The following is a 12,436-nucleotide window of genomic DNA, read 5'->3' on the forward strand; positions in this document are numbered from 1 at the left end:
ATTTCACTGCCCTGGGCGCGCCCCTAATCTAGAGCCCTACCCCACCTCATCCAGATCAAGGGCAATAAAAAAATGACTGAATATAAACTCGCGCTGGTCGGCTTTGGCGGCGTCAATCGTGCCCTGGCGCAATTGATTGCCGAGCGCAATGAACGCTGGAAAACCGAACTGGGCTTCAGCCTGAAAATCGTCGGCGTCACCGACCTGTTCCTCGGTTCGCTGATCAATCGTCAAGGGCTGGATGCGGCCTCGTTGGCAGGTCTGCCGGCGGTCAAGGGCGCCCTGGCGCAACTACCGGGTGGCAGCGCCTTGGCGCTCAACGAGGTGGTGATCAAGGACTCCGGCGCGGACATCATCGCGGAGGCGACATTCACCAACCCGGTGGATGGCGAACCGGCGACGTCCTTCTGTCGCTGGGCGCTGGAAAGCGCCAAGCACGTAGTGACCACCAACAAAGGGCCGATTGCCCTGCACGGTGCTCAATTGAAAGCCCTGGCCCAGCGCAATCACGTGGCCTTTGAATATGAAGGCTCGGTCATGAGTGGCACCCCGGTGATCCGCCTGGCCAGGCAGTTGCTGGCGGGCAGCACGATCAACGGTTTCGAGGGCATTCTCAACGGCACGTCCAACTTCGTCCTGACCCGCATGGAGAGTGGCCTGGGTTTTACCGAAGCGGTCGAGCAGGCCCAGGCGCTGGGGTATGCCGAAGCCGACCCGACGGCGGATGTCGAGGGCCATGACGTGCGCCTCAAAGTGGTGATCCTGGCCAACGAACTGCTGGATGCAAAGCTCAATGTCAGCGATGTGCGCTGCCGCGGTATCAGTACCCTCACGCTGGACGACATCGACCAGGCCCGCCAGAACAATGCACGCTGGAAGTTGATCGGCGCCGCCACACGCCAGGCCGACGGTTCGGTCAGTGCCAGCGTCGAACCGCGCCTGCTGGACAACGCGCATCCGTTGGCCAGCATCGGCGGAGCCACCAACGCGGTGTCGTTCAACACCGACCTGATCGGCACGGTGACAGTGTCGGGGCCTGGCGCCGGGCGTACGGAAACCGCCTTCGCGCTGCTGTCAGACATCATCAGCCTGCATCAGGCTGCGGCACAGAACCGGGAGTAAGCGCATGAACGTATCGAACCTGGCCCGGGCCGTCGTGGCACCGCAGATCCAAGTCCTCAACCCTTACAACGGTACGCTGATCGACAGCGTCGCCGAGGTGTGTGCCTCGCAGGTACCGCAGTTGCTGGCGCAGGGCCGCGACGGCGTGCAGGCGTGCGCGGGGTTGCCGCGTCATCGCCGGGCGCAGATTCTCGAACAGGCCGCCTTGCACGTGGAGCGCGATGCCCAGGCATTTGCCCGACTGATCGTCGAGGAAGCCGGCAAGACCCTCAAGCAGGCCGAAAAAGAGGTCAAGCGCTGCGTCAACACCCTCAAGCTGTCCGCCGAAGAGGCCAAGCGTAATGCCGGCGAGGTGATCCCCTTTGATGCCTATGAAGGCTCGGCGTCGCGCCAGGGCTGGTTCTCCCGTGAGCCGCTCGGTTTAATCGTCGCAATCACGCCGTACAACGACCCATTGAATCTCGTGGCGCATAAGCTCGGCCCGGCCATTGCCGGCGGCAATGCGGTGATTCTCAAACCCTCGGAGCTGGCGCCGTTATCGGCGATCAAACTGGTGTCGTACCTGGTCGAAGCCGGCTTGCCCGAATCCGTGGTCACGCTGGCCACCGGCGGCGCGGAGCTGGGCAAGGCGCTGGTGGCGGCGCGAGAGGTACGCATGATTTCCTTTACCGGAGGCTTTGTCACCGGCGAGCAGATTGCCCGCACTGCGGGCTTGAAGAAACTCGCGATGGACCTGGGCGGCAACGCACCGGTGATCGTCATGGCCGACTGCGACCTTGAGGCCACCGTGGCGAGTTGCGTGTCCGGCGCGTTCTGGGCCGCGGGACAGAACTGCATCGGCACCCAGCGGCTGTTGGTGCATGCGTCCATTTACGCAGCGTTCCGCGCGCGTTTCGTCAGCCAAACCGAAGCCTTGGTGGTCGGCGACCCAATGCTCGCCAACACCGATATCGGCCCGATGATCACTCAACAAGCCGCGCAGAATGCCGAGCGTGTGGTCGCTGACGCATTGGCCCAAGGCGCTACGTTGCTTTGCGGGCATCGACGCCAGGGCGCCTGCTACGCCGCCACCGTCCTGGAAAACGTCGATCACGCCAGCCAGCTCTGGCGCAATGAGGTCTTCGCGCCGGTGGTGGTGTTGCAGCGTTTTGAATCCTTCGATGAGGCCATCGCGCTGGCCAACGAACCCGAGTACAGCCTCCACGCCGGGATCTTTACCCGTGACCTGGCCACGGCCATGAGCGCCGCACGCCGGATCGAAGCCGGTGGCGTGATGATCAATGACTCGTCCGACTATCGCTTCGATGCGATGCCGTTTGGCGGCTCCAAATACGGCAGCCTGGGCCGCGAGGGGGTGCGTTTTGCCTATGAAGAAATGACCCAGCCCAAGGTGGTGTGCTTGAACACGCTGGCTTGATCGCTCAAGCACGGCCCAATCGGGTGGTGAGGCATTGGGCGGGGCTGGTCGCCTGCCCAATGCGGTTTCTCTGCCCAGCGCCCCAGACAACAATCGATCCGGGCACCTCGTTCCGACGCCTCATGAAACGAGGCCACCCCACGATCGGTTCAAGCAGCAGCAACAACGTGACCGAGACCGCCGCAACATCATAAAAATAGAGAATCTTAAAAAATATCAAAATAACAATATCTAATAATTAGCTTATTCTAAAAAAGACTTTCACTGAGCTTTTTTATAGGAATATCTTCATATCACAGACCGACCCCATACCTGGTGGAGGACGTACCTTCGACCATCGGGAGCCTGAACCAGGCTCAAGGGACCTCGCTCGATATGCCGGACATTGTCTTTCCCATTCCCAAGTTCCACCTGTCATTGTTGACCAGTTCCCTCCTGCTGGCAGCGGCGCCCTCCTTCGCCGAGGAGGCCAAACTCGATACCGTCACCGTGATTTCCACCGGCCTGCGCGGCCAGGCGCGAACGGTGGCGGACAGCCCGGCACCGATTGATGTGATCAACAACGAACAGTTGCTCAAGACCGGTCGCGCCGAACTGTCGGAGGCGATTGCCAAGCTGCTGCCCTCGTTCAATTTCGGCACCAACATCGCCGGCTACAACTCGGTGACGCGCCCCCTGAGCAACCGTAGCCTGGGACCGGCTTACACCCTGGTGCTGGTCAACGGCAAGCGCCGGCACAACGGCGCCACCGGCCAGCGTGGTTCTATCGACAACAGCGGTGCGAATGCCGTGGACATCGACCTGATCCCGGTCAGCGCGGTGGACCATATCGAGGTGCTCAAAGACAGCGCGGCCGCTCAGTACGGTTCGGATGCAGTGGCTGGGGTGATCAATATCATCCTCAAGGCCACCGACAACGGCGGGCACTTGGAAACCAGCTACGGCCAGTTGTTTTCCGGGCAGGGTGAAACTATCAAGGTGGCCGGCGATCAGGGTTTCAAACTCGGTGACGGCGGCTTTTTCCACTTCTCCGCAGATGCTCGCAAACGCGGCAGCGCCGCGTGGAACGACAAGGCAGACAGCAGCGTCAGGGCGTTCAACGATCAGGCCAAGGAAGCGGCCTGGGATCGCGTGGCAATCAAGAACGGCGATCCCGACCTCAAGGCGTTCAACCTGGCCTACAACGCCGAACTTCCTCTGGAAGACTTGACGCTGTATTCGTTCTCCACCTATGGCGAGCGCGATGCCGAGGCGGCCAACTATTTTCGCCTGCCCACCGGCGCCGCAGCCGTGCCTGAAGTATTCCCCAACGGCTACTACCCGCTCAACAACATCAAGGACCGCGACTACCAGTTACTGTTCGGGGGCAAGGGCCAGCTGGCCGAGTGGAACTGGGACCTGAGCACCACCTACGGGCGCAACAACGTCCACCACGCCAGCGACCTGAATATCAACCCGTCGCTGGGTACTGCGTCACCGACCCGATTCGACAACCTGGCGACCTTCCGTTTCGAGCAATGGGTCAACAATCTGGACGTCACCCGACGCTACGACAGCCTGTTCAGCCTGACCCCGCCGGTGCAGGTGTCAGCTGGCCTTGAGCATCGCTGGGAACATTTCAGTACCTTCGCGGGCGAACCTGCCGCGTATATCACAGGCACCTACCCGGCCGCTTCAGGTGCGCAGGCGGCGGTGACGATCCGACCGGAAGATGAAGTCAGCCTGATCCGTAACAACTATGCCGGCTACCTGGACTTGGGCTTTGACCTGACCGAGCGTTGGTTCCTCGACGTGGCTGGGCGGGTTGAGCATTACGACGATGATTCGGGCAACACCTTCGGCCTGAAGGTGAACTCACGCTTTGACTTGACCGATACCGTGGCCGTGCGCGGCACCGTTGGCACCGGCTTTCGGGCGCCGTCGCTGACGCAAATCGGCTACACCGTGGCGGACAACCGAGTGGCCACCGACGCGAATGGCAACGTGGTGCCTGCCGTGACCCGACTGACCCCGGCCGGCAGCAACCTGGCCAAAGCCCTGGGTGGCGACGACCTCAAACCGGAAAAGTCGCGCAACCTCGGCCTCGGCCTGACTTGGCAACCGGCGCCGCGTACCAGCATCACGGCCGATGCCTACCTGATCGACATCAATGACCGCATCGCCCTGACCAGCAATATCTACGACCGCGGCAATGGCGCGATCAACGCGATCCTCAACGCCCAGGGCGTTCCCACCGGCACCTGGGTCAACTACTACACCAACGCCTTCGACACCCGCACCCGTGGCCTGGATGTAGTCGCCGATCACACCACGCCGCTGGATGCCTGGGGCGATGTGCGCTGGAGCCTGGGTTTCAACTGGAACAAGACCACCATCGAAGGCGCCCGCGACACGCCCGGCGCGCTGGCCAACTCCGGCGTGACCCTGGTGGGCCGCGATCGCGAAGGCGACCTCACCGATGCCACACCCAAGACTAAATGGATCCTGGGGGCCAACTGGAAAGTCGAGGACCTGGCCGTCACCCTGCAAACCAGTCGCTACGGCGCGGTCAAGACCCTGGCAGTGAACCCCACAGGTGATCGCAGCTTTGGCGCCAAATGGATCACGGACCTGGACGTGAGCTACACCTTCGTCGACCACCTCACCGTCAGCCTCGGCGGTACCAACATCTTTGACGTGCGCCCCGACCGGCATGCCGTCTACAGCAACCTGGGCCTGGCGCCCTACGGCAACCCGCCGTTCTACCCGGGCGGCGGCTACTGGTACACCAAGCTGGCCTACGACTTCTGATCCGCACCTTGCACGCACCCGAAACGCCACACGAGGGCAACCCATTGAATACCTCCAACTTGATGAGCCGTCTGCTGGCCCCTGGCGCATTGGCATTGAGCCTGGTCGCTTGCTCACCGGGGAATGACACCCAGACGGGCAAGACCCTGAACATCGCTTTCTTCGGCGACAACACCACGCTGGTCAGCGTCGACCCGTTCCAGGTCTATTGGCTTGAGCATCGGGTACTGCTGCGCAATGTCGCCGAGTCCCTCACCGACCAAGACCCGGCTACCGGCAAGATCATTCCGTGGCTGGCCACACGCTGGGAAGTCAGTGACGATGCGCTGACCTACACCTTCCATCTGCGCGACAACGTCACCTTCAGCAACGGTGAGCGCTTTGATGCCAAGGCGGTGAAAACCGCGTTCGACAGCGACAAGGCCCTGGCCACCGAGTTGCCGGCGACCTTCGGCGCGACTTATCTGGCAGGCTATGACCATGCCGAAGTGGTCGACGCCTTCACCATCAAGCTGGTGCTGGCCAAGCCGAATGCCGGGTTTCTGCAAGCCACTTCCACCACTAACCTGGCGATCCTTGCACCCGCCTCCTACGCCCTCAGTGTCAAGGAACGGTCCCTGGGCAAAATCATCGGCACCGGCCCGTTCGTCCTGGCCAGCTACACCCCGGAAGTCGGTGCGCACCTGACTAAACGCAAGGGCTATGCGTGGGCCTCGGCCAATATGAACAACCAGGGCGAAGCACATCTGGACGCGGTAGACATCAGCTACATCCCCGAAGAAAGCGTGCGCAACGGTCTATTCCTGCAGGGCAAGGCTGACATTCTGTGGCCGCGTAATCCGTTCTCGGAAGTGGACCTCAAACTGCTCCAATCCAAGGGCGCAACCATCCAGAGCCGCTCGCTGCCGGGACCTGCTTTGAACCTGTACCCCAACACCCGTGGTGAACGGGCGCTGGCCGACAAACAAGTGCGCCTGGCCGTGCAGAAATCCATCGACCGCAAGAGCTACGCCAGCACCGTGTACAACGCCGAATTCCCGGTGGTGAGCGGCCTCTTCGATGTGACCACGCCCTATTTCAAAAGCCAGGCGTCCAAACTGGCCTATGACCCGGCCGGCGCCGAACAACTGCTGGAACAAGCCGGCTGGGCCAAGGGCGCAGACGGCTATCGCCAGAAAAACGGCAAGCGCTTGAGCCTGAGCTACAACCTCACCCCGGCTGAAACCGCCGGCGACGTGCTGATCCAGGACCAACTGCGCAAGGTCGGTATCGAGTTGAAACTCAGCGTGGTGACACGTGCCGAATGGGTCGCCAACAATTCGGCCGGGAACTACGACCTGACCAGCACCTACATGACCCGCGCCGACCCGATCATCCTGCAAACCATTCTTGATCCACGCACCGCCAACAGCTCGACCCTGGCTACCAACCTTTACTCACCCGCCGTGCTGGATCAAGCCAAGGCTTTATTCGATGCCGGCATCACCGCTACCCAAAGCCCACAGCGCGCGGCGGCCTATGGCGACCTGCAGGACCTGCTGATCGATGAAAGCTCGGCATTCCCGATATACGAGCGAGTCTGGCAGGCCGCCACGTCATCCAAAGTGAAAAACTTCCGCTGGACCGCCGAGGGCTTCGCGCTGCTGGGTGATATCGAGATCGGCACACCATGAGCCGCTACCTGATCGGCCGTGTCGGCCAGGCGCTGCTGGTACTGTGGGGTGCCTATAGCGTCGCCTACTTCATCCTTTATCTGCTGCCCGGCGATACGCTGTCGATCATGCTCAGCGCCGCAGGCATGGAGGCCGATTCGCTGTCGGTGGACGACCTGGCCAAGGCACGGGCGTATTACGGCCTGGATAAAGGCTTGTTCGAGCAGTATTTCGACCTGCTGGTGGGCGCGCTGCACGGTGACTTCGGGCAATCCCTTTCGCTCAATCGTCCGGTCGCCGAGCTGCTCGCCGAGCGCTTGCCTCAGACACTGTCCCTGGCCGGATTCGCCATCGTGCTGTCGTTACTCGGCGGCATCGGCCTGGCCTACCTGAGCGCCTACATTCGCTGGCAGCCATTGAAAAAAGCCCTGGCCCGTCTGCCATCCCTGGGGTTTTCAGTGCCGGTGTTCTGGATGGGCCTGTTGCTGATCCAGGTGTTTGCCTTCGGCCTTGGCTGGTTTCCCGCCACCGGCAGTCGCGGTGTTGAAAGCCTGGTACTGCCGGCAATCACCCTGGCGATTCCCAGTGCGGCGGTGTACGCCCAAGTGTTGCAACGCAGTTTCCAAGGCGTATGGCAAGAGCGCTACATCGTCACCGCCTATGCCAAGGGCTTGAGCCGGGGCCAGGTGCAAGCACGTCATGGTTTCAAGAATGCAGCGCTGCCGATCCTGACCCTGATCGGCCTGCAGGTGGGCAATACGGTGTCGGGCGCGGTGCTGGTGGAAACCATTTTTGCCCGCTCCGGCATCGGCCGCCTGGCCCAGGAGGCCGTGCTGCGGCAAGACATTCCCGTGGTGCTGGCGATTGTCGCCGTGTCGGCGGCCGCGTTTGTGCTGGTGAACCTGTTGGTGGACCTGCTGTATCCCTGGCTCGACCCACGTATTTCCCACACGCCAAAGGTGTCCTAGACCATGACCATGCTTGAGCAGAACCTGCGCGGTAAAGCTGCCCCGGCCAGCCCTGACCTGTGGCAACGTCGCAGCCGCCTGCAACGCACAACGACAGTGGTGCTGCAGTTGCTGCGCCGTCCGGGGTTCAGCCTGGCGTTGCTGGTACTGGTGTTTGCGTTGATCGCGGCGGTGTGGCCGCATGGGCTCAGCAGCTACGATCCCTACGCCACCGCGCCGGCCGACAAGCTCCGCGCGCCCAACCTGACCCACTGGTTCGGCACCGACGAACTGGGCCGCGATCTGTTCACCCGCGTGGTATACGGCGCCCGCTTGTCAGTGCTGGCTGCCTCCCTGGCGGTGGGTATCGCACTGCTGGGCGGCTTGGGGCTGGGCATTTTGTCGGGCTTTGCCGGGGGACGCATCGATGCGCTGATCATGCGCGTTGTCGATGTGCTGCTGGCCTTGCCCGGCCTGTTGCTGGCGCTGGCTATCGTCACCGCGATCGGCTTCGGCACTGTACCGGTCGCTATCGCGGTAGGTGTCGGGATCATCCCCGGGTTCGCCCGCACCACCCGCGCCGAGGTGCTGCGGGTCAAGACCTTGCCCTACGTCGAAGCCGCACGCCTGGGCGGCGCCAGTTGGGGGCGGACCTTGCTGCGGCACATTCTGCCCAACGCCTGGGGGCCGGTGGCAGTGCTGGCGACCCTGGATTTCGGCGCCGCGATCCTGGCTACTGCCGGCCTGAGTTTTCTCGGTTTCGGCGCCGCACCACCGGCCGCGGAATGGGGCACCTTGATCGCCAACGGTCGGCACTTTCTGATCACCGCCCCGTGGGTGTCACTGCTGCCAGGTCTGTTCCTGGTCGCCGTGGTGTTCAGTCTCAACCATATCGCCCGCACCTTCGAGGAGAACCAGCGATGAACGCTCTAGTGGAGGTTAGCCAACTCAGCGTCACCTACCGTTCCGGCGGGCAAGTCAATCAAGCGGTGCGCACGCTGTCATTCGCCGTCGCCCAGGGCGAAACAGTGGCGATTGTCGGCGAGTCCGGCTCGGGCAAGTCGACCCTGGCCAATGCCATCCTCGGCCTACTACCGGACAACGCGCAGATCAACGCCGGGCAGCTATGGGTGGACGGCAACGACCTGACTCACGCCAATGAGCGCCAGAAACGCAGCTTGCGCGGCCGCACCGTCGGCCTGGTGCCTCAGGACCCAATGGTCAGCCTCAACCCGACCCTACGCGTCGGCCAGCAAATTGCCGAGGCGCTGATCCTGGCCAAGGGTAAACGCTACCCTGCGGTGGATGCCGACATTGTCGAGCTGCTGCAACAAGTGGGCATCGACCAACCCGTGCTGCGCGCACGTCAGTATCCCCATGAACTTTCCGGTGGGATGCGCCAACGCGTGCTGATCGCCATTGCCCTGGCCGGCAACCCGCGCTTGATCATCGCTGACGAGCCCACCAGCGCCCTGGACGTCACCGTACAGCGCAAGATCCTCGACCACTTGCAGCGCCTGGTCAGCGAGCGCGGGATTTCGCTGCTGATCATCACCCATGACCTGGGTGTGGCCGCCGACCGCGCCGACCGGATCCTGGTGATGCAACACGGCGAGCTCGTCGAGCAGGGGCCACCACGCCAGATCCTCGACGCGCCACAGCACGACTACACCCGCGCTTTGATTGGTGCCGCCCCCGCGCTCGCCAAACGTCGCGCGCCCTTGACCCGCATCGATCCCGCGCAGCCTCCCATCCTGAGTTTGCAAAACGTGGGCAAAACGTTTGCGCTGCCCAAGGTCAAGGGTGAGGACTCGACGTTCCTGGCCCTTGAAGGTCTCAACCTGCAAGTTTATCCCGGCCAGACGCTGGCCATTGTTGGCGAGTCCGGCTCGGGCAAGAGCACCGCGCTGCGCATTGCCCTGGGCCTGGAAAAACCGACCCAGGGCCGGGGCTGGTTCGAGCAACAGGACGTCACCGACCTGAGCTGGCGCGACTTTCGCCCCCTGCGCCAGCGCCTGCAGTTGGTGCAACAGAACCCGTTTGCCGCCCTTGACCCACGCTTCACAGTGTTCGAGAGCATTGTCGAGCCGCTGGTGTCATTCGGCTTGCTCAAGGGCCCTGCCTTGGAGCAGGCGGCGCGGGAGTTGATCGCACGCGTACACCTGCCCGTCAGCTACCTCGATCGCCTGCCTCGCGAACTGTCCGGCGGCCAATGCCAGCGCGTCGCTATCGCCCGTGCCCTGGCGCTCAAACCTGACTTGCTGCTGCTGGACGAGCCGGTCAGCGCGCTCGATGTGTCGGTGCAGGCGCACATTCTTGAGCTTCTGGAAGAGCTGCAACGGGAGACAGGTATTGCCTATGTGCTGGTGTCCCACGACCTTTCGGTGGTGGCTAACTTTGCCCATGAGGTGCTGGTTTTACGCAATGGCCGGGTGGTTGAACAGGGCTCGGTGGAGCGGATATTCAATCGGCCGGCCAGCGATTACACGCGTGAATTGATTGCAGCCATACCCGGTCGACAGGTCACGGCGACAGCCGCGTGATCAGCCACCTGAGCTGTCACGCAGCAAACTGATCCTGGACGTGAGGTTGATCCGAACGCTCTCCCAGTTCAAGCGTTGAGCTGCTGCCCTGGTCCAGATCGACTCTGCCGTGGGCGGCGCATGGAGGTTCATCTGCGGGGGCATGCGATGGACGCTGCTGGCACGGGTGAACCAGCAGAGTTTGGTGTAGAGCGGCAGCTGATGAAGTTTGGCAGCATGGAGAGCTACCGGACAAATCAGTAGTAAGTCGCCGAATGCAAACAGCTGGTACGCCTGAACCTGCACGCGGCCGTCGTCACGCAAGCGTGTATGCCATTGCAGCGAATCGAGATCGCCCAATTTGACCTGGTCCTCCAGAATAAACCGGGCTGCGTGGGTCTGGCGGATTTCCAGTGTGCCCGCAACAATGTAAGTAATGCTCGACATGGCCCCCCGCGCTGAAAGCAGGAACACGACGAAAAAAATCAACACGGAGACTGCCAGCGTAGACAGGCGACGAAACAGACTGCCCTTGACCACAAAAAACAACAGCGCCGGTATCAGGCTGAATACAAAGGTAAAAATCGAGAAAACGGCGACAAACTTGACCGCCGCTGCATCGTCCTGGCCAACATAGTTACCCAGAATCAGCAGCGTCGGAAATGCTCCGGATACCACTGTGAAGAACAGCATGAGGGCAATAGGAACATACACCCACTTTCCATGACCCTCGGGAGCGCTTTGCTCGATCAGCTCACGAACCTGTCTGATCCTAGTCAGCCCGAAAAGCGCAAGCAGTGTAGCGACCAACACAATCAGCAGCGCCTGCCCAGCGCCAACGTCTTCGTTCCATTTGAAAGCCAGCGCCATGAATGTGATGAATCCGACCACTAATGGCAACAATAGCCACAGCGCGATGAATCGGGTTTTCTCAGGACGGCTATGGAGCAGTGAGACCGACATGCCATACAGCCACGCCGAGACCATCAGCACCGCCAGCTGCAGGGTCATCATGAACATCACGACGAACACCCACACCAGCAGGGCCGATTTGGCATCCAGCGTGGACATGAAAATATCCGCGCGACCAATAGCCTTGGTGTAAATGTAAAGGCTGAGCATGCCAAAGCCAGTGCCGAGAAAAATCACAGTCACCGTAAACGGTGTCCAGTGTTCAAGCAGGTGCTTGAACCCTCTGCGAAAAAATACCTGGAACGTTGAAGCGGTTGCTACGGACATCAGATCTCCTTGAAGTAAACAGTCCGGGGGGCTGTTTTAATTCACAAACCGCTTCACTGCAAACAACGTCAATACGGACTCCTTGCCACACGTGAACGTCAGTCGTTTGCAACATTCTGAAGATGTGACGCTGCACTCACGACGCAGTTGCCAGTCATAGCGCAGCCCTTCAGAATCCGCCTCTTCCATCGGGCACTACAGGGATATTCTGCACATGGCTGCTTCCAATAAATGGCTGATGTCGTCAGTCGCTTATTACCTCGACTTCTTCACCGTTCCCCTCTTCATCCTTCTTGCCCTCTACCTCGCGCCTTTTGACCTCGGCCTGGCACTGGCCGGCTGGTTGGCCTGGACACTCGTGGAGTACTCGGCCCACCGCTTCCTGTTCCATTCGCTGTACCGCCGCGAGCACTGGACCCACCATGTCGACGTACTCGCCTACATCGGCGTGTCGAGCTGGAAAACCAGCTCAACCTTTGCCGCGCTGTTGCTGCTGGCCTGGTTCACCGGCCTGACCTCGGTTTTTGTGGGGGCGGTGAGCGGATACTTCATTTACATCTCGGTGCACTACGTGATGCACCGCCCCGAGCATTGGGCCTACCGTTTTATTCCGGGGCTGGTGGCCAATCATGATCTACACCATCGCCAGGGTGTCGAAAAGAACTTCGGGGTGTCGTCGCCGCTGTGGGATCACGTGTTGCGCACCTATGTACGGGCTGAAACCCTCAACCGGTACGAGTAGGCACG

The 12,436-nt window shown here is 61.5% G+C and carries 9 protein-coding genes; 8 read left to right on the forward strand and 1 reads right to left on the reverse strand.

Translation table 11 applies throughout. The features are described 5' to 3' along the window. Positions 1 to 72: 72 nt before the first annotated feature. From ACQRBV_RS22250 to ACQRBV_RS22280, 7 genes are all read left to right on the forward strand, one after another. A complete protein-coding gene (locus tag ACQRBV_RS22250) occupies positions 73 to 1,122 on the forward strand; it encodes a homoserine dehydrogenase (protein WP_060752833.1) in 1,050 nt (349 codons plus the stop codon). A gap of 4 nt (positions 1,123 to 1,126) precedes the next feature. Further along, positions 1,127 to 2,539 carry an aldehyde dehydrogenase family protein gene (locus ACQRBV_RS22255; protein ID WP_411984048.1) on the forward strand — a complete coding sequence of 471 codons (1,413 nt, stop codon included), beginning with the start codon at positions 1,127 to 1,129 and terminating at the stop codon, positions 2,537 to 2,539. A gap of 375 nt (positions 2,540 to 2,914) precedes the next feature. Beyond that, positions 2,915 to 5,329, forward strand: coding sequence for a TonB-dependent receptor plug domain-containing protein (locus tag ACQRBV_RS22260; RefSeq protein WP_411984047.1), 2,415 nt, complete (start codon positions 2,915 to 2,917; stop codon positions 5,327 to 5,329). 62 nt (positions 5,330 to 5,391) lie between these two features. After that, positions 5,392 to 7,002, forward strand: coding sequence for an ABC transporter substrate-binding protein (locus ACQRBV_RS22265; RefSeq protein ID WP_104993560.1), 1,611 nt, complete (start codon positions 5,392 to 5,394; stop codon positions 7,000 to 7,002). Beyond that, on the forward strand, positions 6,999 to 7,949 hold the full coding sequence (locus ACQRBV_RS22270; RefSeq protein ID WP_060752830.1) for an ABC transporter permease: 951 nt from the start codon (positions 6,999 to 7,001) through the stop codon (positions 7,947 to 7,949). The genes ACQRBV_RS22265 and ACQRBV_RS22270 overlap by 4 nt, the downstream gene beginning before the upstream one ends. Positions 7,950 to 7,952: 3 nt before the next feature. Further along, entirely contained in the window at positions 7,953 to 8,852 is a 900-nt protein-coding gene (locus tag ACQRBV_RS22275; protein WP_060752829.1) for an ABC transporter permease, read from the forward strand. Further along, positions 8,849 to 10,471, forward strand: coding sequence for a dipeptide ABC transporter ATP-binding protein (locus ACQRBV_RS22280; RefSeq protein WP_411984046.1), 1,623 nt, complete (start codon positions 8,849 to 8,851; stop codon positions 10,469 to 10,471). The genes ACQRBV_RS22275 and ACQRBV_RS22280 overlap by 4 nt, the downstream gene beginning before the upstream one ends. On the opposite strand, the gene ACQRBV_RS22285 is transcribed toward ACQRBV_RS22280, so the two are convergent. Then, positions 10,472 to 11,689 (reverse strand): hypothetical protein, encoded by a 1,218-nt coding sequence (locus tag ACQRBV_RS22285; RefSeq protein WP_411984045.1) that lies wholly within the window; start codon positions 11,687 to 11,689, stop codon positions 10,472 to 10,474. Positions 11,690 to 11,903: 214 nt separating this feature from the next. Between ACQRBV_RS22285 and ACQRBV_RS22290 the strand changes: the two genes are divergently transcribed. Continuing rightward, positions 11,904 to 12,431, forward strand: a complete 528-nt coding sequence (locus tag ACQRBV_RS22290; RefSeq protein WP_060752826.1) for a sterol desaturase family protein — start codon at positions 11,904 to 11,906, stop codon at positions 12,429 to 12,431. The last annotated feature ends 5 nt before the right edge of the window (positions 12,432 to 12,436 follow it).

The sequence above is a fragment of the Pseudomonas sp. R11F genome (assembly GCF_050312575.1).
GTDB lineage: Bacteria > Pseudomonadota > Gammaproteobacteria > Pseudomonadales > Pseudomonadaceae > Aquipseudomonas > Aquipseudomonas palleroniana.

Excerpts from the sequence above, each read along its gene's own strand:
- ACQRBV_RS22285 (WP_411984045.1), bottom strand. The coding sequence starts at position 11,689 with ATGTCCGTAGCAACCGCTTCAACGTTCCAGGTATTTTTTCGCAGAGGG.
- ACQRBV_RS22275 (WP_060752829.1), top strand. The coding sequence starts at position 7,953 with ATGACCATGCTTGAGCAGAACCTGCGCGGTAAAGCTGCCCCGGCCAGC.
- ACQRBV_RS22280 (WP_411984046.1), top strand. The coding sequence starts at position 8,849 with ATGAACGCTCTAGTGGAGGTTAGCCAACTCAGCGTCACCTACCGTTCC.
- ACQRBV_RS22250 (WP_060752833.1), top strand. The coding sequence starts at position 73 with ATGACTGAATATAAACTCGCGCTGGTCGGCTTTGGCGGCGTCAATCGT.
- ACQRBV_RS22265 (WP_104993560.1), top strand. The coding sequence starts at position 5,392 with ATGAGCCGTCTGCTGGCCCCTGGCGCATTGGCATTGAGCCTGGTCGCT.
- ACQRBV_RS22270 (WP_060752830.1), top strand. The coding sequence starts at position 6,999 with ATGAGCCGCTACCTGATCGGCCGTGTCGGCCAGGCGCTGCTGGTACTG.
- ACQRBV_RS22255 (WP_411984048.1), top strand. The coding sequence starts at position 1,127 with ATGAACGTATCGAACCTGGCCCGGGCCGTCGTGGCACCGCAGATCCAA.
- ACQRBV_RS22290 (WP_060752826.1), top strand. The coding sequence starts at position 11,904 with ATGGCTGCTTCCAATAAATGGCTGATGTCGTCAGTCGCTTATTACCTC.
- ACQRBV_RS22260 (WP_411984047.1), top strand. The coding sequence starts at position 2,915 with ATGCCGGACATTGTCTTTCCCATTCCCAAGTTCCACCTGTCATTGTTG.